The sequence below is a fragment of the Agathobaculum sp. LCP25S3_E8 genome (assembly GCF_052117165.1).
Lineage (GTDB): Bacteria > Bacillota > Clostridia > Oscillospirales > Butyricicoccaceae > Agathobaculum.
In genome coordinates, this window is the sequence record NZ_JBQKJR010000018.1 from 19624 (window position 1) to 44686 (window position 25063).

23 protein-coding genes are annotated in these 25063 nt (G+C 54.5%); 5 read left to right on the top strand and 18 right to left on the bottom strand.

Annotated elements, in window-relative coordinates:
* The first annotated feature begins 107 nt into the window (after positions 1–107).
* A complete protein-coding gene (locus ACTQ34_RS08245) occupies positions 108–626 on the top strand; it encodes a nucleoside recognition domain-containing protein (RefSeq protein WP_441363361.1) in 519 nt (172 codons plus the stop codon).
* Between the two features lie 169 nt (positions 627–795).
* On the opposite strand, the gene ACTQ34_RS08250 is transcribed toward ACTQ34_RS08245, so the two are convergent.
* The 10 genes from ACTQ34_RS08250 to ACTQ34_RS08295 form a co-directional block, all read right to left on the bottom strand.
* Positions 796–1665, bottom strand: a complete 870-nt coding sequence (locus ACTQ34_RS08250) for a 3-hydroxyacyl-CoA dehydrogenase NAD-binding domain-containing protein (protein ID WP_441363392.1) — start codon at positions 1663–1665, stop codon at positions 796–798.
* A 43-nt stretch (positions 1666–1708) separates the two neighbouring features.
* Complete coding sequence (locus ACTQ34_RS08255; protein WP_441363362.1) at positions 1709–2524, bottom strand: enoyl-CoA hydratase-related protein; 816 nt, start codon at positions 2522–2524, stop codon at positions 1709–1711.
* A gap of 124 nt (positions 2525–2648) precedes the next feature.
* The gene (locus ACTQ34_RS08260) at positions 2649–3836 is read right to left on the bottom strand and encodes an acetyl-CoA C-acetyltransferase (protein ID WP_441363363.1); all 1188 of its coding nucleotides are present in this window, start codon (positions 3834–3836) and stop codon (positions 2649–2651) included.
* A 180-nt stretch (positions 3837–4016) separates the two neighbouring features.
* The gene (locus ACTQ34_RS08265) at positions 4017–5585 is read right to left on the bottom strand and encodes an acyl CoA:acetate/3-ketoacid CoA transferase (RefSeq protein WP_373163688.1); all 1569 of its coding nucleotides are present in this window, start codon (positions 5583–5585) and stop codon (positions 4017–4019) included.
* 49 nt (positions 5586–5634) lie between these two features.
* Complete coding sequence (locus ACTQ34_RS08270) at positions 5635–5901, bottom strand: hypothetical protein (RefSeq protein WP_441363364.1); 267 nt, start codon at positions 5899–5901, stop codon at positions 5635–5637.
* 86 nt (positions 5902–5987) lie between these two features.
* On the bottom strand, positions 5988–7433 hold the full coding sequence (locus ACTQ34_RS08275) for a 4-hydroxyphenylacetate 3-hydroxylase family protein (RefSeq protein ID WP_441363365.1): 1446 nt from the start codon (positions 7431–7433) through the stop codon (positions 5988–5990).
* 133 nt (positions 7434–7566) lie between these two features.
* The gene (locus ACTQ34_RS08280) at positions 7567–8748 is read right to left on the bottom strand and encodes a 4-hydroxybutyrate dehydrogenase (RefSeq protein WP_441363366.1); all 1182 of its coding nucleotides are present in this window, start codon (positions 8746–8748) and stop codon (positions 7567–7569) included.
* A 281-nt stretch (positions 8749–9029) separates the two neighbouring features.
* Entirely contained in the window at positions 9030–9818 is a 789-nt protein-coding gene (locus tag ACTQ34_RS08285) for an amino acid ABC transporter ATP-binding protein (RefSeq protein WP_441363367.1), read from the bottom strand.
* A gap of 12 nt (positions 9819–9830) precedes the next feature.
* Positions 9831–10475, bottom strand: coding sequence for an amino acid ABC transporter permease (locus tag ACTQ34_RS08290; protein WP_278730509.1), 645 nt, complete (start codon positions 10473–10475; stop codon positions 9831–9833).
* 86 nt (positions 10476–10561) lie between these two features.
* Entirely contained in the window at positions 10562–11407 is an 846-nt protein-coding gene (locus tag ACTQ34_RS08295) for a transporter substrate-binding domain-containing protein (RefSeq protein ID WP_441363368.1), read from the bottom strand.
* Positions 11408–11615: 208 nt separating this feature from the next.
* On the opposite strand from ACTQ34_RS08295, the gene ACTQ34_RS08300 reads away from it, so the two are divergent.
* The gene (locus ACTQ34_RS08300) at positions 11616–12956 is read left to right on the top strand and encodes a butyryl-CoA:acetate CoA-transferase (RefSeq protein WP_441363369.1); all 1341 of its coding nucleotides are present in this window, start codon (positions 11616–11618) and stop codon (positions 12954–12956) included.
* Between the two features lie 163 nt (positions 12957–13119).
* A complete protein-coding gene (locus tag ACTQ34_RS08305) occupies positions 13120–13674 on the top strand; it encodes an ECF transporter S component (RefSeq protein WP_441363370.1) in 555 nt (184 codons plus the stop codon).
* 56 nt (positions 13675–13730) lie between these two features.
* Here ACTQ34_RS08305 and ACTQ34_RS08310 read toward each other — a convergent pair whose 3' ends face one another.
* From ACTQ34_RS08310 to ACTQ34_RS08340, 7 genes are all read right to left on the bottom strand, one after another.
* Complete coding sequence (locus ACTQ34_RS08310) at positions 13731–15029, bottom strand: peptidoglycan DD-metalloendopeptidase family protein (RefSeq protein WP_441363371.1); 1299 nt, start codon at positions 15027–15029, stop codon at positions 13731–13733.
* Between the two features lie 135 nt (positions 15030–15164).
* Positions 15165–16067, bottom strand: coding sequence for a hypothetical protein (locus ACTQ34_RS08315; protein WP_441363372.1), 903 nt, complete (start codon positions 16065–16067; stop codon positions 15165–15167).
* A 233-nt stretch (positions 16068–16300) separates the two neighbouring features.
* Complete coding sequence (locus tag ACTQ34_RS08320) at positions 16301–18307, bottom strand: carbohydrate-binding domain-containing protein (RefSeq protein ID WP_441363373.1); 2007 nt, start codon at positions 18305–18307, stop codon at positions 16301–16303.
* Positions 18308–18323: 16 nt separating this feature from the next.
* Complete coding sequence (locus ACTQ34_RS08325; RefSeq protein WP_441363374.1) at positions 18324–19019, bottom strand: DUF4956 domain-containing protein; 696 nt, start codon at positions 19017–19019, stop codon at positions 18324–18326.
* The gene (locus ACTQ34_RS08330; RefSeq protein ID WP_441363375.1) at positions 19012–19731 is read right to left on the bottom strand and encodes a polyphosphate polymerase domain-containing protein; all 720 of its coding nucleotides are present in this window, start codon (positions 19729–19731) and stop codon (positions 19012–19014) included. The genes ACTQ34_RS08325 and ACTQ34_RS08330 overlap by 8 nt, the downstream gene beginning before the upstream one ends.
* A 181-nt stretch (positions 19732–19912) precedes the next feature.
* Positions 19913–21151, bottom strand: coding sequence for a sensor histidine kinase (locus tag ACTQ34_RS08335; RefSeq protein ID WP_441363376.1), 1239 nt, complete (start codon positions 21149–21151; stop codon positions 19913–19915).
* Positions 21148–21822, bottom strand: coding sequence for a response regulator transcription factor (locus tag ACTQ34_RS08340; protein ID WP_441363377.1), 675 nt, complete (start codon positions 21820–21822; stop codon positions 21148–21150). Before ACTQ34_RS08340 ends, ACTQ34_RS08335 begins: the two co-directional genes overlap by 4 nt.
* A gap of 205 nt (positions 21823–22027) precedes the next feature.
* Between ACTQ34_RS08340 and ACTQ34_RS08345 the strand changes: the two genes are divergently transcribed.
* Both ACTQ34_RS08345 and ACTQ34_RS08350 read left to right on the top strand, forming a co-directional pair.
* Positions 22028–22693, top strand: coding sequence for a GTP pyrophosphokinase (locus ACTQ34_RS08345; RefSeq protein WP_441363378.1), 666 nt, complete (start codon positions 22028–22030; stop codon positions 22691–22693).
* Positions 22694–22713: 20 nt separating this feature from the next.
* Positions 22714–23982, top strand: a complete 1269-nt coding sequence (locus tag ACTQ34_RS08350) for a DNA recombination protein RmuC (RefSeq protein ID WP_441363379.1) — start codon at positions 22714–22716, stop codon at positions 23980–23982.
* Between the two features lie 290 nt (positions 23983–24272).
* Here the strand turns inward: ACTQ34_RS08350 and ACTQ34_RS08355 are convergent, their stop codons facing one another.
* Positions 24273–24947, bottom strand: coding sequence for a response regulator transcription factor (locus ACTQ34_RS08355; protein WP_441363380.1), 675 nt, complete (start codon positions 24945–24947; stop codon positions 24273–24275).
* Positions 24948–25063: the final 116 nt, after the last annotated feature.

Consider the following 25063-nt stretch of genomic DNA (forward strand, 5'->3'; position numbering starts at 1 on the left):
ACATAAAGCAGACACAAAAGATGTCGAATTACCTGTTATTTCCAAAATTATTTTCCAAAATTTGAAATTCACGTCAAAAATGATGGAAAGGAGCGCATAGAAAGGTTGTGCAGGCAACACTAATCCCGCTGCTGCTGGCAGCAATCGGCTTATACGGATTGTATAAACATGTGGATGTGTTCCCGGTATTCTTGCGCGGTGCACAAAAAGGGTTGCAGACAGCGGTGGGTATTGTACCCACGCTGGTAGGGATGCTGACCGTAGTTTATATGCTGCGGGCTTCTGGTGCGATTGATTTGGCAGCGGGCTGGTTGGCGCCATTGTTTGGCTTGTTTGGTATTCCAAAAGACTGCGTAGCACTGGCATTGCTCAAACCGATCAGCGGAGGAGGGGGGCTTGCGCTGGGCAGTGAGCTGATTGGACGGTATGGACCGGACAGCTATATTGGCCGGGTTACAGCAGTTATGCTGGGGGCCTCGGAAACCAGCTTATATACCATCAGCATATATGGTGGGCACTTGGGATTGAAGCAAATGCGCTATGCCATACCGGCTGCATTATGTGCCGATTTGGCTGCATTTGCCGCTTCTGCCGCTTTGGTAAGATTTTATTTCCCACATATTTAATATTATATCCTATTTGTTCGAGAAATGCCATAGATTGGCGCAAAATTTGTTGATTTTGCCAAACAAATGTTAGAAAAAAACGACAAATGTGGCTAAAGCAACAAAAAAACAAAAATAATAAGGAGGCTACTGTGCGTTTTGCACAGTAGCCTCCTTTGGTATGGACAGGTTACTTCACAATTTCCTTGCCGTATTCGTCGTACTCGAAGAAGCCCTTGCCGGTTTTTACGCCCAGCCAGCCTGCACGAACCATCTTACGCATCAGCGGATGCGGACGGTACTTCGGATCGCCGGTTTCGCGGTACAGGGTTTCCATAATTGCCAGGTTGACATCATGGCCAACCAGATCAGCGGTATGGAGCGGACCGGACTTCATGCCGGCGCCCAGCTGCATTGCGATATCAATGTCCGCCGGGGAAGCGATACCATCGGCAACAATGCCCATAGCTTCATTCATCATCGGGATCAGGATACGGTTTACCACAAAGCCCGGACCCTCGTGCACGGCAACCGGGGTCTTGCCCAGAGAAGCCATCAGATCAAACGCAGTCTTAAAGGTTTCATTCGAGGTCTGGATCGCACGGGTTACCTCAACCAGCTTCATGATCTGAGCCGGGTTGAAGAAGTGGCAGCCGATGACCTTATCCGAACGCTTGACGGAGGCAGCCAGCTCGGTGGGGGACAGGGCAGAGGTATTGGTTGCAAAGATCGTGTGTGCCGGGCAGATATCGTCCAGTTCCTTGAGCAGTTCCTTCTTCAGATCCATGCGCTCGAGGATAACTTCCATCACGAAGTCTGCATCTGCAGCAGACTTGCGATCGATGGAGGTCTTCAGACCGGCCAGCAGCTCATTCTTGTGCTCCTCGGTGATCTTTTCCTTCTTCACCATGAAGGACAGATCGTTGGTGATGGTCTTAACACCGCGATCGAGGAACTCCTGCTTGATATCGATCATGGTTACGTCATGGCCGTTGGTCAAAAATACTTCTGCGATGCGTGCACCCATGTTGCCAGCGCCGAATACACAAACTTTCATGATAATATAACCTCTCTCTCACTCTTAACAATCCACAAAAAACAGCTTACTTATTCTTGAATTCCTTAGCAGGCTTCTCCTTGTTCTTGTCAAGGAAGTAAGCCATGCCGTACTTCTGATCCTCGGTAGCAAAGCACTGACCGAATACGTTGCCCTCAAACTTCAGGGCGGAATTCAGGTCGGTCTGCATGCCGACATTGATAGCTTCCTTGCACAGAGCAACCGCGATCGGAGCCTGCGCTGCAATTTCTTCTGCAAGCTTCATGGCTTCGTCCATCAGGTTTTCCAGCGGATATACGTAGTTGACCAGACCCATTTCAAGCGCCTGCTGTGCGGTGTAGTTGCCGCGGGCCGTGTAGATCATTTCCTTGGCTTTGCCCAGACCAACGATGCGGGCCAGACGCTGGGTGCCGCCGCAGCCCGGGGTGATGCCCAGACCGACTTCCGGCTGACCGAACATCGCATTGTCGGATGCCAGACGGATGTCACAGCTCATGGCCAGCTCACAGCCACCGCCGAGGCAGAAGCCGTTGATTGCTGCGATAACCGGGCGCTTGAAGTTTTCAATCTTCCAGCAGACACGGTTGGAGTCGTTGCCGAAGAACTTGCCTTCCGCAACCGTCATGGTGGACATCTGCGCAATGTCAGCGCCGGCAACAAAGGAGTTGACCGTCTTACCCTTCTTGTTGACCGTCGAGGAGCCGGTCAGGATAACGCAGTATACGTCGTCCATCTTACCGACTTCGTCAAACGCTTCTTCCAACTGAGCATACATGTCAGTGGAAAGTGCGTTCATAGCCTTCATGTGCTCGATCTTAACGATCGCTACATGGCCCTTTTTCTCAACTACTACATCAGTCATTGCTAAAGACTTCCTTTCAAACATTCTAACGAACCGGTATCCGTCAGAGCAAAATAGCTGACGGATACCCATTCAAATTACAGGAATCAATGCGGAGAGGACGCGAAAAGATGTCTGCCGGTTTTTACTTGCAGAGCTCGTCGCGCTCCACGATCAGGGCTTCGCCCATGCCGCCGCCGATGCACATAGTGGCAAGGCCGATGGTCAGGTCGCGCTTGATCATTTCATGAAGCAGGGTGGTGGTGATACGGCAGCCTGCTGCACCGATCGGGTGGCCGAGCGCGATAGCGCCGCCGTTGACGTTTACCTTATCCATATCAAAGCCCAGTTCGCGGTTAACCGCAGCAGCCTGAGCAGCAAACGCCTCGTTGGACTCGATGAGGTCGAGGTCAGCAACAGTCAGGCCGGCACGCTTGAGAGCCTGACGGGTGGATTCGATCGGGCCGATGCCCATGATAGACGGGTCGCAGCCGACCGAGCCGAACGCACGAATCTTCGCCAGCGGCTTGAGGCCGTGTGCCTTAACGAAATCCTCAGACGCAATGATCATGGCTGCGCCTGCATCGTTGATGCCGGAAGCGTTGCCTGCGGTAACCGTGCCATCCTTCTTGAAGGCCGGGCGCAGCTTTGCCAGACCCTCGATGGTAGTCTGGGGACGGCAGTGCTCGTCGGTATCAAAGATAACAGTTTCCTTCTTCTTCTTGACCTCGATCGGAACGATTTCGTCCTTGAAGCGGCCGGAGGAAATGGCCTTGGCAGCTTTCATCTGGGACTCATAGCCGATCTGGTCCTGCATCTCACGGGTGATGCCGTACTTCTCGGCAACGTTTTCCGCGGTGACGCCCATGTGGTACTGGTTGAATACGTCGAATACACCGTCATAAACCATCATGTCAACAAACTTCACGTCGTTCATGCGAGCGCCCCAGCGCATGTTGCGGGAAATATACGGTGCGCCGGACATGGACTCGCAGCCGCCGACCAGCATCATCTGATCCTCGCCGGAGCGAATGATCTGGGAGCCCAGCGAGATGGCGCGCATGGAGGATGCGCAAACCTTGTTGAGGGTCATGGCAGGGGTCTCAAGCGGCATACCGACGCCGAGAGATACCTGACGGGCTACGTTCTGGCCAACGCCGCCCTGCAATACCTGACCAAACAGGCATTCGTCGATAGCAGCTTTGTCAACACCGGCACGTTCAATGGCAGCGTTGGCAGCAGCGATACCGAGCTGAGCGGCAGGTACGTCGCGAAGGGTGCCGCCATAAGTGCCGATAGCGGTACGGGCAGCGGAACAGATGTAAACGTTCATTTGGCTGTTACTCCTTTTCTTCTCTGGCACCGGATACACCGGTGCAGTTTAATGTCTCTTGCGAGTTCGTTAATATTTTATCAAATGTGCGGAGAATTGCAAGGGGTTTTACGAAAGTTTGTTAAACGATTAACAATATACCCAACATCTGTACAACACACACACAGAAAAAAACGAAATTTAATCGTTCGCCAGACCCATCAGCTCTTCGCGGAAGATGCGGGCGTCCATCAGCTTGATCGAGCCGTCCGGCTGGTAAGCGATCTTGGGCTCAAATTCCATCTGGTCAAGGATCTGGGTTTGCAGGTCGATGCCCGGTGCGATCTCGATGAGCGTGACGCCTTCCGGACGCAGCTCGAACACGGCGCGCTCGGTGATGTACAGAACCGGCTGGTGTACTTCGTTGGCGTAGTCGCCGGAGAAGGTGATGTGCTCTACCTGATTGACAAACTTCTTCTTGGCGCCTTCCTGCGTAATGACAAGTTTGCCGTCCTCGCAGGCAGTCTTGAGGCCCTTGGCGGTGAAGGTACCGCAGTAGACAACCTTTTTGGCGTTCTGGGTGATATCGATGAATCCGCCCGCGCCGGCCAGACGGGTACCGAACTTGGAAACGTTCAGGTCGCCGTTGGGTGCAGTTTCAGCCAGACCGAGGAAGGCAACGTCCAAACCGCCGCCCTGATAGAAGTCAAACTGTACGTTGTGCGGGATGATGCACATCGCGTTTGCCGCTGCGCCGAACTGGGTGCCGCCGTAGGGCACGCCTGCAATCGATCCGGCCTCGACGGTCAGGGTCATTTTGTCCGAGATACCCTCTTCCGCCGCAACGTTAGCGATTTTCTCCGGTGCGCCGGTGCCAAGGTTGACAATCGCGTCCTGCGGCAGCTCCATCGCTGCGCGGCGGGCGATGATCTTCTTGGCGTCCATCGGGATGGGCGGAATAGCATCTACCGGGATACGGAATTCGCCGGTCAGCGCGCCGTCATACGGCATGCCGAGGCACTGCATGTTCTCTTCTTCTGAGCCGATGACAACCGAGTCAACATAGATGCCCGGGATGGCAACCAGCTTCGGATCGAGCGAGCCGCCCTGTACAATCTTCTCGACCTGTACAATGACCTTGCCGCCCGAGTTTTTGCACGCCTGTGCCATTGCGGTAACGTCCAGCGGACCGATTTCTCTATGTACGGTGCAGTTGCCGTATTCATCGCAGTAGGATGCGCGCAGGAATACGACGTTGATCGGGAAGCCCTTATACAGCAGGCGTTCCTTCCCCTCAATGTTGACGATCGTGACCAGATCTTCCTTGGTCTTTTCGTTGAGCTTACCGCCGCCGTTGCGCGGGTCAACAAAGGTCTTCAGGCCGACGTGGGTAATCGTGCCGATGTTGTGCGCGGCGATATCGCGGTACATGTGCGAGATAACGCCCTGCGGCAGGTTATAGGCTTCGATTTTATTGGAGAGCGCCAGCTCACCCAGACGAGGCGCGCGGTCCCAGTGGCCGCCGATAACGCGCTTGACCATGCCTTCATGGCCGTAGTGGTCGCCGCCCGTACCGTCGCGGTGGCCCTGACCAGCTGCAAAGAACAGGGTCAGGTTATTCGGGTGGCCGGTCTCAAGAAAACGCTTTTCCAGTGCCTTGGACAGAGTCTCCGGGCAGGCGCAGCTGACAAAGCCGCCAGTGGCGATGGTGTCGCCATCCTGAACTTTGAGTGCGGCTTCTTCTGCAGAGATAATGCTTACTTTCTTCATGTTCTATCATCCTCCTTTGAATAACGGACGCTTGATGCGGCCGTTCAATCTACGCGAATTGCCGAATTGTCTCAATGGCCTCCGGGATGCCGTCCGCAGAGTCCATGATGACGCGGTGGTCAGCGTCAATTTCCTCATACAGATAGGGGCAGCCGGTGCAGCCGCGGATAATCAGCAGTACGTCGTAATGGACGCCGTCCTCCGGATAGGAAAACGAAGCGACGTCCGCAAGGGAGGTGCGCACGGTTTGATAGGCTTCTCCGCGGTCATAGCGCGGATTGCAGCCGCCGCAGAATTTCACAGTGCAGCGCAGCATAGTGCGTTGAGCCTCCTTTGGCTGAATGAAATTGCAAACATAGGCACTCACGGGTGCTCCATGAGTGCCTATGGGATGCTCAGAGATTACTGGATACGAGCAATCTTCTTCGCCAGTTCCTTCTTCATTTCCAGATTGGACTGACGGGCAATCATGATGCGCTGAGCCTGGGGCGAACCTGCGCCATGCATGGACTCCGGCAGATAGCCGACAGCAGCAGTGCCCATCGTCATATTTTCAATCAAACGCAGTACGCGCATACGGTCCTCGGTCGGAACAGAAGCGACGCCCTTAAGGTACTTCTCGATGTAGGGCTTGAGAACCGGGTTGCGGTAGTCGGCCTCGGAAGGCTGAGTGACCATCAGGCCGCCGGCCAGATCCTGTGCCAGACGTGCGATTTCATACGGGAAGCGGGTCACGTTCTGCTTGCAGACGTTAGCCAGCAGCAGGTCGATGAGGTAGTTGCCCGCCTTGGTCTTGGTGCCCTGCGAAGAGCATGCGATGCCGCAGCAGTACAGGGTTTCGTTGAGGTGGGTCATTTCAATGAGCTTATCCTTGACGTGAGACGCCTTGGCGGAGCCTGCCATTTCGCCTGCCAGAGCGGTCGCGCCGATCAGAACGTCGCCCACGCCGACCTTGCAGCCGCCGTAGGACTGACGGTGATAGCCTGCGAAACGCTCCACGATCATGCCGGCAAACTTGACTTCGCCGTTGAGGAAAATGCGGTCGTTCGGAACGAACACATGGTCGAAGATAACCAGCACTTCGTGACCGCCGTACACCTTGTTGCCCACGTCGATGTCGTTGTACTCCTCGGTCTTGCGGGTGTCGCAGGACTGACGGCCGTAGATCAGCGTGATGCCTTCGGAATCGGTCGGAATCGCGAAAGAAATCGCGTAATCCTCGTCGCCTTCACGCATGGAGATGGTCGGCATAACCAGCACTTCATGGCTGTTTACAAAGCCGGTCTGGTGTGCCTTTGCGCCGGTGACGTATACGCCGTCCGCAGTGCGCTCGACAACATGCAGGAACAGGTCGGGATCGGCCTGCTTGGAGGGTGCCAGAGAACGGTCGCCCTTGACATCGGTCATTGCGCCGTCAACCGCGAGATCCTCGTCCTGTACGCGGGTGAGGAACTTGACGAAGTTTTCGTGATACTTGGTGCCGCAGGCCTCGTCGATCTCGTAGGTGGACGAGAATACGGCGTTCATAGCGTCCATACCAACGCAGCGCTGGAAGCAGGCTGCGGTTTTCTGGCCGAGCAGACGCTGCATCTTAACCTTTTTAATCAGGTCGTCGGTCGACTGATGCATGTGGGTGAAGCGGTTGATCTTCTTGCCGGAAATGTGGCTGGTTGCGGTCATCAGGTCTTCGTACTGGGGATCCTCCGCCAGCTCATAGGTAGCGGCAAAGGAGTTGAGCGAAGGGCGGATGATCGGGTTGTCTACCGGATTTTCCACCTTTTCACCGAACATATACAGATTGAGCTTCAGCTTTCGCAGGGACTCAATGTACTGGTCTTTGGTCATCATAGCGATCAAGTATCCTTTCTCTTTTCAAACTTTTTGGGAAACTTACCGACGGACGGCAAGCATACCTTCTAAGAAAAAACAGGGCGGGGAACGCGGGGGTCCCCGCCCTGTTCAGGCGAAACGCTTACAGAAATCAGAAGCACTCGCGGTATACGCGTTCGCTCAGTTCGATGCTCCACGGACGGTAGGAGTTGGTGATCAGACGCTGCTGGTTTGCTTCTACCGATACGGGGAAGCTCTTGATATCCTCTTCCTTGAAACCGTACTCGTGCAGCGGCTTGAGCGGCAGAACCTTCTCGAGGGTGACATTCAGGGTACGCAGAGCGTCATCCTTGGTGCAGCCCAGGCAGCGCGCAACGATTTCCTTGAACTTGCCCAGCTCGCCGTTCGGCTCATACTCGTTGTACAGCTCGAGAATCTTGCCAAACAGAGCGTAGTTGGATTCGCCGTGCGGGACATGGTAGGTGCCGCCGAGCGGGAAGGACATGCCGTGTACGGTTGCGCAGCCCGCCTTCAGGAAGGCGATGCCGGCAAACAGGGAAGCGGTAACGAACTCGCCCAGATAATCAATGCGGGCATCCGGGCCTTCCAGCGCAATGCGGCGGAAGCCCTCGAGGATCATTTCCATTGCCTTGACCGAGTACATCTCAGAGGTAACGGTCTTGCGATGCGGGGACAGGAAAGACTCGGTCGCATGAATGAGAGCGTCGATTGCGGAAGCAGCGAACGGCTTGTAGGGCAGGGTCTTGAGCAGATCCGGAACCAGGCAAACCTTGTTCGGGATGATGTCGTCGGAAACCAGACCGAGCTTGGTCTCGCCGCCGGTCAGCTTGCCGTCCTTCTCGTCCTTGACGATAGCAACCGAGATGTTGGTAACCTCGGAGCCGGTGCCGCAGGTGGTCGGGATAGCGATAACTTCCTTCTCATGTACAACGGGCTCGCGCTTGAAATACAGCTCATGTACGGAGGTCGGGCGCTTGCAGCCGAGCAGCTTGCACAGGTCCATGATGGCGCCGCCGCCGACAGCGATGACGCGGTCATAGGAATCATACGGAATGGCCTCGTACATGGTTTCGATCATCGCCTCGGAAGGCTCACCTGCGCCGAACTTCTCCTGGAAAACAAACTTGCTCTTCAGGCCAAGCTCCTCCATGAAGGGCTTGTAGATGAATTCGTTGGTCAGGACAACATCGCGCTCGCCAAGTTTGAACTCAGCAGCGAAGTCACCGAAGTTGGCAAACTTGTAAATAGTCGGGGCGATGATGATCTCTCTCTTGTCCTGCATCAGGGAGGCGCTGAAAGCATCCATAGCCATAATTGATACATCTCCATTCTAAAATTTTATAAAGGCCGTGCGGGCTTTTACATCTTTGGCAGGACAGAATTGTCCTGTGCCTTTATTGTAGCAAATCCATGCCACAACTTCAACACAAACAAACAAAAAAATCATCAAAAAATAACCAAGTGTTCCTGTACAAAAAGACAATAAAAAATCCCGCATTTTTCAATACGGGATTATTTTATCGTATTTAAAAGGGTTTGTAAATGGGAAGTTGGTGGAAAGTGCTGAAAAGTTTTTTCTATGTCTGCCGCTCTTTAGTTGTTTTGTGAAAAACGGCTCAAAAATGCTTTGGTACGCTCATTTTGGGTATTTTCAAACAACTCGGTCGGAGTGCCTTCCTCAACGATTATGCCGCCATCCATGAACAGAATGTGGTCGGCAACATCGCGGGCAAAGGCCATCTCGTGTGTGACAATAATCATGGTGGTGTGCTGATCTGCCAGTGAACGGATGACCTTGAGCACTTCGCCGGTCAGCTCGGGGTCGAGCGCGGAGGTCGGCTCATCGAAGCAAAGGATGTCAGGATGCAGCGCGAGCGCACGCGCGATGGCTACACGCTGCTGTTGACCGCCGGAAAGCTGATGAGGATAATGGTTCATGCGGCCCTCCAGACTCATCTGACTGAGCAACTCGATCGCATGATGCTCAATCTCTTCCTGAATGGCACGCTTGTTCTGCTTGTAGTCCGGCCGCTCTTTGGCAAGCAGTAGGCTGGCCAGCATGACATTTTCCAGTGCGGTGTACTGCGGGAACAGGTTGAACGACTGGAATACCATGCCGAAGTGCAGGCGGCGCTTACGGATCTCTTCATCGCTCTTGGAGGAACGGTCCGCAGCATCAAACAGCGTTTCTCCGTTGACAATGATGCGGCCTGCATTCGGCGTCTCCAAAAAGTTCAGGCAGCGCAGCAGGGTGGTTTTGCCCGAGCCGCTGGAGCCAATGATAGCCAGCGCCTTGCCGCGTTCGAGCGAAAAGCTGATATCGTCGAGCACCTTGGTGGTGCCGAAGCTCTTGTTGATGTTTTGTACTTCCAGAATAGGCATTTCGGCACCTCCTTACACGCGGAAATAATCCATTTTCTTTTCCAGCCAGTTAAACAGCAGCGTAAGTATGCCGCAGAACACCAGAAAGAACAAAGCGGTGGAAAACAGCGGCCAAATCAGACCCTTGGTAGCATATTCCTTGCTCATCATGATGATTTCCTTGGTGGCGATGACGTTGGCCAGCGCGGTATCCTTGATAAGTGTCATAAATTCGTTTCCCATGGGCGGAATGACACGCTTAATGACCTGTAAAAGCGTCACCTTGAAGAAAATCTGGCTTTTGGTCATGCCAAGAACCTGTCCTGCTTCATACTGACCGCGCGGGATGGACTGGATGCCGCCGCGGTAGATTTCAGAGAAGTAACAGGCATAGTTGATGACGAAGGCCACGCAGGTGGCAGTGATGCGGGGCAGCAACGTACCGTCCCATAGCAGGCCCGGACCGTAGAAAATGATAATGATCTGCAGCATCAGCGGCGTACCGCGGATGATCCAGACAAATAGTTTGACCAGATAGGCCAGCGGTTTAAACTTGCTCATTGAGCCAAAGGAGATGATAAGCCCCAATGGCAGCGCAAACAGCAGCGTGACAAAAAAGATCTGGCAGTTGATGCCGAAGGTTTTTGTCAGGCTGGAAAAGATAACAGACGCAGACATGAAAAAATATCCTTTCCCCAAACAAAGGCAGGCGGGGCAGCATAAAAATGCTGTCCCGTCGGCCATATCTTTCTTATTGTAATAGATTACTCGGCAAGACTCAGGCCGTATTTCTCAGCCAGCGCGGGAAGCGTACCGTCCTCGACCAGCTCTGCCATAATCTTGTTGACTTCGGTGCAAAGGTCGCTGCCCTTGCGGAAGCCAATGCCGTATTCCTCAACCGACAGCTCGACGCCATCGATCATCATCAGGTCGGTAAAGTCTGTGCCTTCACCGATCATGCTCTTGGCGAGAGTCCAGTCGAGCACCGCTGCGTCAGAGGCGCCGGACTCGATTTCCAACAGCGCGTCGGTCTGCTTGGTGACAGTGGTCAGATTGGCCTGCGACAGATTCTCGTCCGCTTCGATTGCCGACTGACCGGCAGAACCGGCCTCGGCAACCAGGTTGGCGCCGGACAGGGAAGCAGTGTCGGTAAACTTATCCTTGTTGCTATCCTTGATAACAATGACCTGCATGTTCTTGACATACGGATCGGAAACCGCAATGTTTTCCTTCAGATCATCCGTGATGGTCATGCCGTTCCAGATGCAGTCGATGCTCTTGGCGTCCAGCTCGACAACCTTGGTATCCCAGTTGATCTCTACAAACTCAGGCTCGACACCCAGCTTTTCACAGACCGCCTTGGCAAATTCGGTATCAAAGCCGGTAAACTCACCGTTTTCATCGGTGTAATTCATCGGCTCATATACGGTATAGCCGATTACCATCTTACCTTTGTCCTGTACATATGCCAGATCGCTGGTGGTTTCCGTATTTGCGTCGCCATTGGTGTCTGTGGTCGTATCTTCATTGTTTCCGCCGCCGCAGCCGGCCAGCATGGAAAGACTCATCGCGCCGGCGAGCATCAGTGCCAGCAGCTTTTTGGTTTTCATTAGAAACCCTCCTAAATTCACTTTATCGTACTGTGCCGTGAAAGTCATTTACCATTGTACCACTTTATTTCAGAAAATCAAGGAAAAGTTTTGGGATAATCATGAGAATGTTTTGACATAATACAAACCTTTGCTTGACCTGTATATGCGATTATAGTATAATGAATAAAGATTGTTAAAGAATAGACAATATGGAGGTTGTGGCAAAATGGATTACACAGCACTTTATCAAAGTAAACTGACAACAGCAGAAGAAGCCGTTCAGGTAGTTAAGTCGGGTGACTGGGTGGATTACGGCTGGTGTGTCGGCACCCCGGACGTGCTGGATCAGGCGCTGGCCAAGCGTTTGCCGGAGCTGACGGACGTCAATTTCCGTGGCGGTGTTTTGATGCGTGTGCCGGAAATCTATAAGATTGAAGATCCTGCGGCACATATGACATGGAATTCCTGGCACATGTCCGGTATTGAGCGCAAGTTCATCGCTACCGGCGCAGGCTTCTATTCGTCGATGCGCTATTCCGAACTGCCGCGCTTTTATCGAGAGAGCATCGGTCACGTCGATGTAGCCATGCTGCAGGTTGCGCCGATGGATAGCCACGGCTTTTTCAGCTTTGGTCCGCAGGCATCGCATTTGCGTGCCGTGTGCGATGTGGCGGATAAGATCATCGTAGAAGTGAATGAGAATATGCCGCGCTGCTTGGGCGGCATGGAGGATTGCATCCATGTTTCCGAGGTGGATATGATTGTCCAGGGAAATAATGCGCCCATGCCGGAGATGGGTGCGGCTGCGGCAACCGAGGTGGACAGAAAGGTTGCGGAGCTGATTGTGCCTGAGATTCCCAACGGCGCTTGCCTGCAGCTGGGCATTGGCGGTATGCCGAATACCATCGGTGCCATGATTGCGGAATCCGATTTGAAGGATCTGGGCGTGCACACAGAAATGTATGTCGATGCGTTTGTTGATATTGCCAAGGCAGGCAAGATCACCGGACGGAACAAGAACATTGACCGCGGCCGTCAGGCGTATGCATTTGCTGCCGGCACCCAGAAGCTGTACGATTACCTGGACAACAATCCGGAGTGCGCTTCCATGCCGGTTGATTATACCAATGATGTGCATGTCATCGCGGGGATTAACAACTTTATTTCCATCAACAATGCAGTCGATATCGACCTGTACGGTCAGGTTAATGCGGAGTCTGCCGGCACCAAGCAGATTTCCGGTACGGGCGGTCAGCTGGACTTTGTCATGGGCGCATATCTGTCCAAGGGCGGCAAGAGCTTTATCTGCCTGTCCTCGACCTTCAAGCAGAAGGACGGTACGGTGGCATCTCGTATTCGCCCGACGCTGGCAAACGGCTCGATCGTAACCGACCCGCGTTCGGCTACGCACTACATTGTAACCGAGTATGGTATGGTTAGCCTCAAGGGCAAGGCTGCCTGGCAGCGTGCCGAGGCGCTGATTTCGATAGCGCATCCGGACTTCCGTGAGCAGCTGATTGCAGACGCGGAGAAAATGCATATCTGGAAGCGTTCCAACAAGCGTTAAAGAAAAATTATATATGCAAAAAGCAGCCGTCTTATGGACGGCTGTTTTTTTTATGTGCGCATCTGGCATTATATAAAATATAAAAACTGACGCTTTCTTGAATGCCACAGTTGGACTATAATAGTACCATCGAAAGAGAAAACAGAAAGAAGGCGCTGATAACATGACGAATCGTAAAACCAAAACCATCATTATAGCCGCATTACTCGCGGCGTTGACCACCGTCGCCACAATGATCATTAAAATTCCGACTCCTACGCAAGGCTATATTCATCTTGGCGACGGCATGGTGCTGATTTGCGGCATTTTGCTCGGACCGGGATTAGGAGCTGTGGCTGCTGGTATTGGTTCCATGATGGCCGATTTGTTTGGTGGTTATATGGCATGGGTGCCGGGAACGTTTGCCATCAAGGCATTGACCGCACTGGTTGGCGGCTGGCTGTACCATCATATGGTGAAGCGGGAACACATGTCCACGCCGGTGCGCGTAGCACTCTGCGGCATTCCGGCGGAACTCGTTATGGTTACGGGTTATTATGTCTATGAAACCGGCATGGAGCTGCTGATGGGCAGTACGGTTGAGGCCGCGGCGACCGCTGTGTTGGCAGGCGTGCCGTTCAATGCGGTGCAGGGGCTTGCGGGTGTGATTGTATGCGCGGTGCTGCTGCCGGTGCTGAGCCATGCCAGCGCGGAAATGGGTGCACGCATCCGCACATGAGATACTTGCAAGAGGTACAAAAAAACGAGCCGTCAAAACGGCTCGTTTTTTGTATGTCAGGCAATGCTGATATATTGCTGGGGATCGACCTTTTCATCACCGACATGAACTTCAAAATGCAGGTGCGGTCCGGTGGAGTTACCCGTATTGCCGGAAAGCGCGATCTTATCGCCTTTGGCAACAATGTCGCCGACGGAAACCATCAACTGAGAGTTGTGCCCATAGAGGGTTTTATAACCATTTTGATGGTCCAGAATGATATAGTTGCCGTAGCCGTTTCCTGAATTCTCCGCTACGATCACCTTGCCGTTGTCCGCGGCATACACCGGTGTGCCTTCATCGGCCGCCAGATCCACGCCGCTGTGCAGCTTGCCCCAGCGCCATTTAAAGCCCGAAGTGAAAGTGTAGTTGCTGATGGGCACCATAAATTCGCCGGTGCCGATTCCGATATTGCGCGTACCGACTTCAATAATCTCGTCGGTTGCGTTGCTGAGTACCGTGCGTTCCAGAATGGTGCGTCCGTGCTCTTGTCCGTCTACGGTCTGGATTTCGGCAGTGACCACTGCTTCGCCTTCGCTTCCTTCCTGAATGGTGGCGCAGTAGGTTTGGTCCAGCTGGTCGTTTTCACGGGTGATGGTTTCATAGGGGATGGACTCGGTATAGGTCACTGCACGGGTGGAGGTTACATCCAGCCGTGGGGATAGCTGCTCATACAGTGTGGACAGGTCGGAAACTCGATCGGTCTCCGCAACCACCTCATCCACTCGCACGGTTTGCAGAAAATCCGTGTTTTCATCTGCTGCGGTGGTGTATTGGGCTTTCACTCGGTCGAGCAACGCCTGCGCATCCTCAGCGGAGCGGCATACGCCGGCACGCTCACCGTCGACCGAGATGACGGCCAGCGTGTCCAGTTCACCGCTGGCATCGATAAGGTCGCTTTTCAACTCTTCTTCGGTTAGAAATTGGGATGCAGGTGCGCGAAGGGTACAGGTTTCAATCGAGACCGGCAGGGTATATGCACCGTCCGACAGCGTGGAGGCGCTTTGCTCGATCCCGGCTACCGCCGCGGATAGCGTGTCCGAATTTTCCACCAGACCAAGCGGGCGATCGTTGGCATAGATCATCGTGCCGCTTTGCGTGAGCAGCGTACCGGGTACGAAAAATAACGGTACGAATACGGCAAGCGCGCAAGCTGCGCGTTGTCGTCCGACTGAGCGAACAACACGGCCAATACCGGACCACAACGGCAGATCATACAGCAGGCAGATCAGTCGGTCCAGCAGCAGGACAGCACGGACCAACCCGTACAGCAGGCCGGAAAACAAGCCGAAAACAAAAGATAACAGGTTTCGCATGATGGTAGTATGGAGAAAAAGTGCTCCCCATATTCCCTCCTTTCGCAATCCAAAAGTTACAGTTTGGTAACAATGGATAGCTTACGCAAACAGGAGGGCGAAGTCATACGAAACCTGTCGGATGATTTAAATATTTTATTTTTTTGGAACGTTGCCGGTGAAATCAGTGGGGAAAAAGCGCGGATCGAGCGGTTTTTGCTGATAATATCGGTCCAGAACGGCGCGTTGCAGCGAAACGGCCAGCGGCACGGCAGCATCGAACAAATCGAAGAAGGAATCCGTGCGATCCTCGTCATTTGCGGTCCAGACACGGTGCTCCTGATTGGCGCAGTCGGAGGGCAGCGGCTCTTCCGGACGGATAAGTGCGGAAGCCAGACCGGTCTTTCCCATCAGGCGTTCCAAGTGCAGCAGGCGGCTGCGGATATGGCTGCCGCTGTGGGTCAGATGCAGGACGCGGCGCATGTCGTGCAGCGAGCGGTACACCGCGGCGGGGGAAATGCGCATGCCGTAGGCATCGCGTGCTGCGTGCGCCAGCACACGGGCCAGCACAGTGCATTCTGCGGCATTCGGGTCGAGCAAACGGAACGCTTCATAGCCTGCGGGCTCGGCAGCAATATAGCTTGCAATCATGATGCCGTCGATATCGCTTTCGACCAGCTTGCGACGAGCTTCGGTTGAGTATCCGGGCATGTAGAGCGCCAGGCGGTCGGCCTGTGCCTCAATGAAAGCATGCGTGACGCGGCTGAGCGCATAATTTGTGCAAAAGCCGAACACATAGGCGAGTGCTGCGGTGTTGTGCTCCTGTACGGCAGCCGCGCAAAGCGCTTCAAACAGCGGTGCGGGCGGTTCGGTGCAGATGCGGTGGGCCAGACGGCGTACCGGACCGGGAAACGGCGCGTGATAAAAGGAAAGCGGGTCCGGCCCCTGTGCGCCCCAGCGGTAAGCCGCGGGGCAGGCATCCGCAATGTGCGCCACGGAATCTCCTGTGACACGCTGTACGGTTGTGGCAAAAATATGATGGGTGGCAAAAGACGGCATAACAGTTCACCTTCCGCAGACGGTTTTCCGGCCATGCCGCAACGCATGCGGCACAACCTTAACAAAACATTATCCATAGTATACCGCAATCGCCTGTAAAAAGCCAGTACAAGCGGCATATATATTTTCTGTCAAAAATGGAAGCGCGTTTTTGTGCAAAAGAAGGAAGGGCTGGACGGACTTTGCGCCGTCCGGCCCTTCGGGGTGGATGGTAATAGGTGTATTGCGGTGATTCAGGTTGAGGCAGCAGCGGTATCCTGTACCGCTTCGCCGCGGCTGCCGCGATTGCCGCCCATACCGTCGCGGCCCATGCCGCCGCCGCTTCCGTACAGCAGACCGTCCAGTGTGACTTCGGAGGAGGAGGTGCCGACTGTGACAGTGTAGGTTCCATCCGCTTCCAGTCCGGGGCAGCTGATGACAACCGAGCTGAAGGCCTGCGGCGCTTCCCAAGAGGCCAATACATTGCCCGCGCTGTCGATGACCGAAACCGTGCTGCCCGCCGCTTGCGCATCTATGGTCAGCAGAATTGCGCCCTGCGTGGAATTTTCGCCGAAATTCTGTGCCATACCGGACGAGCCGACGCCTATCACCGTGCCGCCGGTGATGGATGCATTGCCGTTGTAGTCGAGCGCCGAATCCGCGCTGCCATCCTTGGTGGAAACGTAGACCGTTCCGCCGCTGACCGTCAGGTCACCGTTGGAGTCCAGCCCGTCGCCGCCCGCATTGATGGTCAGATTACCGCCGGAGATGGTGATATATACACCGCTTTGTGCGGCAAACTGGTCCTGCCCGTTGCCGCCAAAGCCGCTCTGGTCGATACCGCCTGCGGCGTTGACCCCATCATCGCTGGCAACGACGTTGATTTCTCCGCCGCTGACTGTGACGGTCAGGCCCTCCAGCCCTTCATAGCAGGTGGAGATATCGATTTTGCCATCTGAGATAGCCAGCGCATTGTCTGCGTGGAATGCGTCGTCACCGGTCTGGATGCTGGCCGTGCCGCCGCTGACGGTCAGGTCGCCGTTGGAGTGGAACGCATCGTCGGCGCAGTCCAGTGTGAAGCTGCCGCCCAGAATGGTCAGCGCAGTACCGGCTTTGAGACCCTTGGTGCTGACCGTGTCGGTTGTGCCTGCTTCAGTAGAAGCGGCGCTGTCCGTCGTTTGAGCAGCATCCGTGGCGGCAGTGTTCGAAGCCGCGGTGTTTTCGGACGGAGCCGCATCCTGCGGCATATCGGCCGGAGGCTCCATGTCATCCGGAGGTGTTTCGCCTGTCGGACGTTCCGGAGGCTGCGTGCTGCCGTCTGGTGGGACGGTATCGCTGTCCGTCAGGGGCATGCGGCCGCCCTTGCCGCCGCCCATACCGCCGGGCGCGGTGTCGCTTGCATGGGTTTCGCCGTTTACGCTGCCGCCGCCGGTGGTGATGGTGCAGGCTGCGTCATCCACTTGCATCCAGCTGCTTGCGCTCAAACCGTCGCCTTCCGCTGTGATGGTGAAGGTGCCGCCGGCAAGATAGACAAAGCCCTTGTCGGTGTCTTCGGTATTGTCGCTCTGGATGGCGTCTTTGCCGGTCGTCAGGGCGAAGGTGCCGTCCGCGATGCGCACGCTGTCCTTACCGGACAGGCCCTGACCGGTGGCGTTGACCACATAGGTGCCGCTGGTGACCGCAAGGTTGTCCTTGGTGACCACGCCATGTCCGGCGGGGGAGTCCACCGTGAGTGTGCCGAGACCGTTGAGTGTCAAATCCGACTTGGAGAAGAGGACGCCGTCGATGTTATTGTCGTCGAGTTGGGTGAAGGTATCGCCGCCCGACAGCGTGTTCTGCGAGTCGGTCGCCGTGGTCACAAAGACCTTGTCGGCCTGCCGGATATAGAGGGCGGCGCAGTCCTCGCAGTGGATGCTCGCGCCGTTCAGCACAAGCTGGACTTTGTCCGTGTCATCGGCATCGACGATCACCATTCCGTCATCCAGCGTGCCTGACAGGATATAGGTACCCTCGTCGGTGATAGTGATGGTGCCGCCGTCTATGGTGACCGCATCGCTGTCGCAGGAGGCGGTGCTGCCGGAGAGCGTAATCGAGGCGGCAGTAGTCTCGTCATAGCCGACTTCCAGATCGCGGTCGGTGAACATATCGGATAACGTGACTGGTGCGGTCTGGCCGGTCGTGCTCGCCGCTTCAGCAGCTTGGCAGCCGGATACCAGCGTGACGGCTGCCAGAAGCAGAGGCAGCAGGCAATGTTTTTTCATAAACAGGTGCTCCTTCTTATAATTCGGCGGTGATGGTTTCCTGTTTGGAAACCGTAATTTCAAGATTGCCGTTGCGGCAGCGGAGCTTGTCAATCAGCTCTTTCTCCAGGCTTGCGCTGCGCAGTGTGATGTTGTAGGTCAGTCGGAACAGACTGCCCATGTTGGTGGTTTTCACCTGTGTCAGCTCACAAGTCGAGGTATATTCCCGCAGCAGTTCGTCAAAGACGCCGGTGTAATCCAAATCTTCCGGGATGGTGATATGAAGGGTTCGGTACAGCGCGGCCTGTTTTCCTGCGCCAAAGTCGATATGGTTATACAGCATGGTAGCTGCGCCCAGCACGATGGCAAACAGGAAGGCATATGCGATGTAGCCCATGCCGATGATTAAGCCAGTGCCCATGGCCAGAAAGATAGCGCCTATCTCTTTGGCGGTGCCGGGCACCGAGCGGAAGCGGACCAGACTGAACGCACCGGCTACGGCGACACCTGCGCCGACGTTGCCGTTGACCATCATAATGACTACGCATACGATGGCGGGCAGCAGCGCCAGGGTGGCAACAAAGCTGCGGGTGTAGCGCGTACGGTACATGTAGCAGGCCGCGAGCAGCAGCCCGACGATTAGCGCGCTTGCTACGCAGAGTAAAAAGTCGGTTACTGGGATGACGGCAGTCATCTCTGTGTCAAATAGACCGCGAAACAGGTTGTTAAGCATAAAGCAGTCCTCCGGAAAGGTCAGTGTCCAGCATGTTTTGGTATGCTGCGCCGTATTTGGAAAACGAGGTGGGGAAAATACCGTGTTCGGTTAGTGCATGTGTGATCCAGAGCGGCATACCACCGGCGGTTTTAATTTCCATGAGTGTCTGACCGCTCGAAAGCAAAGGCGTGCCGTAAACCGGACTGCCGAGCGAAAAGTCTTGGCAACGGTATCGGATATTCTCGTCAAAGGTGATGCGGAAGTCGCTGCCGTCCAGCGCATAGAAAGCTTCGCGCTCATACGAGAGAAAGACTGTGGGACGCAGTGTGCGGTAATATGCCCGGAAATACTCGATTTCATCGGCAATCTGCGACTGCACGGGCAGTGCATCGCCGGTGCGGAAGCTGGTCATGGCCTGTTCCTCCGGCAGCACCAGACGTCGCTTATAGACCACCGACTGAAACTTCTTTTTCAGCTCTACGAATACCGGTTCGTCCGGCTGCACCTGCCGGTAACTGCGGATGCGCAGCTTTTCTTTATAGGCGGGCTTCTCCAGCGACCGGCGAATCAGCCGGAAGGTGTCGGTATCATAGTAAATGTTGCGGATGGTGCTGCGGCCGAATTGATCCAGCTGCATCTGCCCCCGCATGGCGCGCAGCAGTTGTTCTTTTTGCTGTGCGTTTAACAGGTATTTGATTTCGTATCGTTCAAAGGTTGTCTGATACGCCATGAATGTGTCCTCCCTGTTGCAGACTTGCAGCGCACCGCCGCAGGTTGCCTGTTTATTGTTCGTATCTGAGTATACCGCCGCTGCCTTAACCAAACTTTAACCGAAACCTTAACCGAACTTAAAATTACGAACTGGTGCAAATAGAAACACCCGCCTCAGGGGGCGGGTGTTATATGGTTCGTTATGCGGGAAAAGTAACGGTGATGAGCAGAGAGGTTTCATCTGTGGTAGAAGCGGTGATTTTGCCCTTGTGCGCGGTGACGATGGCCAGCGCGATGGAAAGGCCGAGACCATATCCGCCGGTCTGCGAGTTACGAGACTGGTCAGTGCGATAAAATCGGTCGAACAGGTGCTCGGTCTGGGCTTTGGTGATGCGCTCAACTGCATTCCAGACCGATAGACGAATGAGGTTCTTTTGCCTTTCCAGTGTGCAGGAAATGGTGCTTTGCGGGGCTGAATATTTGACCGCGTTATCCAGCAGAATGGAGAACAGCTTTCGAAGAGATTTCTCGTCCCCGCACATCGAGAGCATCGGTTGAATGTGCAGCTCCAGCGTCTTATCCTGTGTCCGTGCCACGGCCTGAAACGGTGCGATGGTTTCTTCCGCAATGTCGGACAGCGGCAGCTCAAGCATTTGCAGCTGGGTTTGCTCCTCCTCCATGCGGGAGAGCAGAATGAGATCGTTTGTCAGGTCGGCCAGTCGTTTGGTCTGCGCTTGAATATCGCTTACCCATTCGTTTTCCCCATAGTCCATGGCAAGAATCTCTGCGTCGGCATTGAGGATGGTCAGCGGCGTTTTCAGCTCGTGTCCGGCATCGGTGATAAACTGTTTCTGTTTTTCGTAGTTTTCCAGAAATGGCCGCACGATGCGCCCGGACAAAAAAATCAGCAGCAGCAAAACCAGCAGCGAGCCGACCAATGACACCCCGATGCAGCTGAAAAGCAGCGTTTTAAAGTTGTCCAGTCCGCGGCTGCAATCAAGGAACAGGATGAGTGGTTCTGATGAGGAAGTGTCTACCAGAAAGCGATATTGGTCGGCAAACCCCTGTGTTTTGCCTTGTGCCCAGACGGTTTGCGCATAGGAAATGGCGTCCGAGGTGTCTACCGCAGCAATTTTTCCGGTGTTGACTGAGCGCACGCTGCCGTCCTGCGAGAGCTTGACAAAGAAATAGCGCGTTTCATAGGGAAGTTCGGGCGATAGAGGCGGTTCCTTTTTGGGGAAAGGCTCATCCGGAGGCGCATTATGATTGGATTTTGGAAAAAATCCATTGTTGGCGGCCAGCAGCGAGAGTGTGCTGTCCGCATCCCGGATGACCTGAGAGTAGTAAACAATATTAACGGCGCTCATGATGACCAGCAGCACCGCCAGCAGTGAAACCATGGAGGCAATAATCAGCTTGATACGCAGTTTTCGGATCATGGAAGTTCCTCCAGTGAATAGCCCGCGTTTCGGGTGGCCTTGATTTGAATGTTGGCTTGCAGTGCGGATAACTTTTTGCGTAAATAGGAGATATAGACCCAAACCACATTGATTTCCGCTTCGCTGTCATAGCCCCAGATTTTTTCCAGCAGGCGTTCGGACGTAATCAGGTTGTGTGGATTGCGCATGAGTAGCTCGAACACCTGAAATTCCTTGTTGGCCAGCCGGAAACTGCCCGTCGGGGTGGACAGTTCAAAGGTGGCACAGTCCAGCGTTACGTTTCCCATCTGCAGGCGCGAATCGGTCTGAGTAGTCTGGGTGCGGGTCATTGCCCGGATGCGTGCCAGCAGTTCCTGTGTGTGAAAGGGCTTGGTCAGGTAATCATTTGCCCCGGCGTCCAGCCCAAGCACCTTATCGTCTACCTCGGCTTTCGCGGTCAGCATCAATATCGGAATTCGATTGCCTTGGCTGCGGATGGTTTTGAGCACGGTGATGCCGTCGATCTTGGGCATCATGATGTCCAGAATGACGCCGTCGTAATTGTCCGCTTCCAGATAATCGAGCGCGGCCTGTCCGTCGTTTACGGCGTCTACTGAATAATTGTTCCGCTCCAAAATGGTGACCAGCGCTTTGGACAGAGCTTTTTCATCCTCGGCCAGTAATAATCTCATATGTTCTTCTCCTTATCAGAACGTGCTACAGCCGCTTGGTTTATTTTATTATACTATACCAATGCAACTTTAAATAGAGCTAAACTCGAGGCATACTGCGTTTTGGCAAATCAGACGAGGCGGTACGGCAGACGCCGCGGATTGTGTGCGCAGCGGAACTGTGGTATAATATAAAAAATATGTCGTTGCAAGTGGAGGGAATAGGATGGAACTTGCAGATTTTTTTGCAATGGATAAATTGTCACAGCATGACGAGGAACAGTTGCTTGAATCTGCGATGCAGCTGCAGCAGATGATGATGCTCTACGAGGCAGGCATTCGTGAGATTAAAACCAAGCTGGATATTTTAAGTGATGAATCGCGCATTTCGGGCAAGCCCAATCCAATCGACTCGATCAAAAGCCGTATCAAAACACCGCGCAGCATCATCGGCAAGCTCAAACGGCGTGGGTATCCCATCTCGTTGCAGTCCATGATGGAAAATCTCAACGATATCGGCGGCATCCGCGTGATCTGCCCGTTTATTGAGGATATCTACACCGTGGCTGACATGCTGATGCGGCAGGATGATTTGACGCTGATTGATCGCAAGGATTATATCGAAAATCCCAAACCCAACGGCTACCGCAGTCTGCATTTGATTCTGGAAGTGCCGATTTTCCTGTCCGACCGCACGCAGCCCGTGCATATTGAGCTACAGCTGCGCACAATTGCGATGGATTTCTGGGCCAGTCTGGAGCATCAGCTGCGTTACAAGTCCGATGTCAAGGTGCCGGCGCATATCTCAGATGACCTTAAGGCTTGCGCGGATGTCATTGCCGCGACGGATGAGGAGATGCAGCGCATCGCCAAGGAATTACATGTACTCTGAACCGAAAGGATTTACTTTTTATGCAATACATACCCGTTATCACGCTGGCGCTGGTCGTTGTGCTGCTGGTGCTTGTTATCGTGCTGCTGACTTGGCGGCCGCAGCCGTCCGGGGGCAGCGATGCGAACAGTTCCATCACGGCGCTGGGCACGCTGGTCAATCAGAACCTGCGCGAGGGGCGCGAGGCACAGATGAGTCAGCTTTCTGCTATGGACCAAAGCCTTGCAGGGAAAATGGGCGCGGTGACCGATCAGCTTGGCCAGTTTGAGCGGCGGCTGCACGGCTTTACCGCGGAAACCACCCAGAACTTGGAGAATATCCGCGTCACGGTGGATCAGAACCTGCGCGCCATGCAGGCGGATAACAATAAAAAACTGGATGATATGCGGCAGATTGTGGATGAGAAACTGCAAAAAACGCTGTCCGAGCGGATGAATGAGTCTTTCCGGCTGGTCAATGAGCGGCTGGAGCAGGTTTATAAGGGACTAGGCGAAATGCAGACGCTCGCGCAGGGCGTGGGCGATTTGAAAAAAGTGCTGACCAACGTCAAAACGCGCGGTATTGTGGGTGAAATCCAACTCGGCGCGATTTTGGAGGATATTCTTGCACCTGAGCAGTATGCCGTCAACGTTGCCACGCGGCCGAACAGCCGGAATGTGGTGGAGTATGCGGTTAAATTGCCGGTCGAGGACGGTGGCCATGTCTGGCTGCCGATTGATTCCAAATTTCCGGGTGATACCTATGGTGCCCTGCGTGATGCCTATGAGGAAGGTTCACGCGAGCAGATCGATGCCTGCGCAAAAGCGCTGATCGCCACGCTCAAGTCGGAGGCCAAGGATATCCACGACAAATATCTGGAGCCGCCGTATACGACGGATTTCGGCATCCTGTTTCTGCCGTTTGAGGGGCTGTATGCCGAGGCGGTCAGCCGCGGCATGGTAGAGGTGCTGCAGCGTGATTATCATGTTAATATCGCCGGACCCAGCACGATGGCGGCACTGCTTAACAGCTTGCAGATGTCGTTTCGCACGATTGCAATCCAGAAGCGTTCGGGCGAGGTGTGGAGCGTGCTGGGCGCAGTCAAGACCGAATTTGATAAGTTCGAGGCCTGCTTGACGCAGACGCAAACTCGACTGGATCAGGCCAGCCGCGAATTAGACAAGCTGGTTGGTACGCGCACACGGGCGATTCGCCGTAAGCTCAAGGGCGTAACCGAGTTGAGTGAGGCGGAAAGTCAGTCGGTGCTTGGATTAACGGACGGCGCAGATGTGCCGGAGGATGAGGAGTAACATAAAGGGGCTGTCCTGTGCAGGGACAGCCCCTTCATAAATTCTTAAGAAAAATTTCACAGTTTTGTGAAGGACAGGCAGTGCAAAACCGGATAAAATAAAATCAGAAACACAAAGGAGGATCGTGGTATGAATCAGGACAACGAAAAAACGATTGGACTATGGGATTGGTTCCGGCGCTGGACAGATGTCCTGTTCGGCCCGATTGAGCGCGGCAAGTACCGCGGCTGGTAACGCAGAAAAACGTCCCTGCGGCCCATGCAGATGCATGTGGCTGCGGGGACGTTTTATTATGCTTCGATGTAGTAGCCCACGCCGCGCTCGGCATGGATTTGTGCATTCGAGCCAATGGCGCGCAGCTTGCGCCGAACCAGAGATAAGTAGACTTCAATGGCATTGTAAGCGGATTCGCTGTCGATGCCCCACACCTTTTGTCGCAGAGTTTCGCGCGGCAGCACCTGTCCGGTGTGCAGCAGAAACAGTTCGATGAGCTGCATTTCCTTGCAGGACAAGCGCACCTCGCCCTTCGGGCCTTGCAGCATGCAGTGCCCGCGGTCAAGCGACAAATCGCCTGCCTGAAGCAAGCGGGGCTGCAATACCGGACTTCTTCGACTGAGCGCACGGACGCGTGCCAGCAGCTCGCCGATCAGGAATGGTTGGGTCAGCACATCGTCCGCGCCGGCGTCCAGCACCAGAATGCGGTCGCGCGCGGACAAATGTGCCGCCACAATCAGCAGCGGCACGGACATACCGTCCTCCCGCAGTGAAGGAAGGAGCGCGGTCAATTGCTGCGCTGCAGCTTTACCCACACTGTCGGTCAGCAGGACTGCGACGTCGTACAGTCCCTCCGGACAGAGAAGCGGCTCCGTGCCGGGCAATGGGATATGGTCGAATAAAATGTGGTCGTGTCGGAGCGCTTGCGGAATCTTTTCATTTTCGGTTGCCCCAATCAAAAGAACGCGCATGAAGAATCTCCTTTCTTTCAGGGGTGCCTTTTATTGTGCGCGATATATGTGGAGTTTTTGTGTAGGAGTGGTGGATAAATTGTTAAGTCTCAATTTCTTCAATCTTTCTTCAAACT

Coding starts and splice junctions, on each gene's coding strand:
- ACTQ34_RS08320 (WP_441363373.1), bottom strand. CDS start 18,307: ATGAAAAAACATTGCCTGCTGCCTCTGCTTCTGGCAGCCGTCACGCTG.
- ACTQ34_RS08315 (WP_441363372.1), bottom strand. CDS start 16,067: ATGCCGTCTTTTGCCACCCATCATATTTTTGCCACAACCGTACAGCGT.
- ACTQ34_RS08260 (WP_441363363.1), bottom strand. CDS start 3,836: ATGAACGTTTACATCTGTTCCGCTGCCCGTACCGCTATCGGCACTTAT.
- ACTQ34_RS08340 (WP_441363377.1), bottom strand. CDS start 21,822: ATGAGATTATTACTGGCCGAGGATGAAAAAGCTCTGTCCAAAGCGCTG.
- ACTQ34_RS08295 (WP_441363368.1), bottom strand. CDS start 11,407: ATGAAAACCAAAAAGCTGCTGGCACTGATGCTCGCCGGCGCGATGAGT.
- ACTQ34_RS08255 (WP_441363362.1), bottom strand. CDS start 2,524: ATGACTGATGTAGTAGTTGAGAAAAAGGGCCATGTAGCGATCGTTAAG.
- ACTQ34_RS08325 (WP_441363374.1), bottom strand. CDS start 19,019: ATGCTTAACAACCTGTTTCGCGGTCTATTTGACACAGAGATGACTGCC.
- ACTQ34_RS08330 (WP_441363375.1), bottom strand. CDS start 19,731: ATGGCGTATCAGACAACCTTTGAACGATACGAAATCAAATACCTGTTA.
- ACTQ34_RS08300 (WP_441363369.1), top strand. CDS start 11,616: ATGGATTACACAGCACTTTATCAAAGTAAACTGACAACAGCAGAAGAA.
- ACTQ34_RS08270 (WP_441363364.1), bottom strand. CDS start 5,901: ATGCTGCGCTGCACTGTGAAATTCTGCGGCGGCTGCAATCCGCGCTAT.
- ACTQ34_RS08265 (WP_373163688.1), bottom strand. CDS start 5,585: ATGAAGAAAGTAAGCATTATCTCTGCAGAAGAAGCCGCACTCAAAGTT.
- ACTQ34_RS08355 (WP_441363380.1), bottom strand. CDS start 24,947: ATGCGCGTTCTTTTGATTGGGGCAACCGAAAATGAAAAGATTCCGCAA.
- ACTQ34_RS08335 (WP_441363376.1), bottom strand. CDS start 21,151: ATGATCCGAAAACTGCGTATCAAGCTGATTATTGCCTCCATGGTTTCA.
- ACTQ34_RS08305 (WP_441363370.1), top strand. CDS start 13,120: ATGACGAATCGTAAAACCAAAACCATCATTATAGCCGCATTACTCGCG.
- ACTQ34_RS08350 (WP_441363379.1), top strand. CDS start 22,714: ATGCAATACATACCCGTTATCACGCTGGCGCTGGTCGTTGTGCTGCTG.
- ACTQ34_RS08285 (WP_441363367.1), bottom strand. CDS start 9,818: ATGCCTATTCTGGAAGTACAAAACATCAACAAGAGCTTCGGCACCACC.
- ACTQ34_RS08290 (WP_278730509.1), bottom strand. CDS start 10,475: ATGTCTGCGTCTGTTATCTTTTCCAGCCTGACAAAAACCTTCGGCATC.
- ACTQ34_RS08310 (WP_441363371.1), bottom strand. CDS start 15,029: ATGCGAAACCTGTTATCTTTTGTTTTCGGCTTGTTTTCCGGCCTGCTG.
- ACTQ34_RS08280 (WP_441363366.1), bottom strand. CDS start 8,748: ATGGCTATGGATGCTTTCAGCGCCTCCCTGATGCAGGACAAGAGAGAG.
- ACTQ34_RS08275 (WP_441363365.1), bottom strand. CDS start 7,433: ATGATGACCAAAGACCAGTACATTGAGTCCCTGCGAAAGCTGAAGCTC.
- ACTQ34_RS08345 (WP_441363378.1), top strand. CDS start 22,028: ATGGAACTTGCAGATTTTTTTGCAATGGATAAATTGTCACAGCATGAC.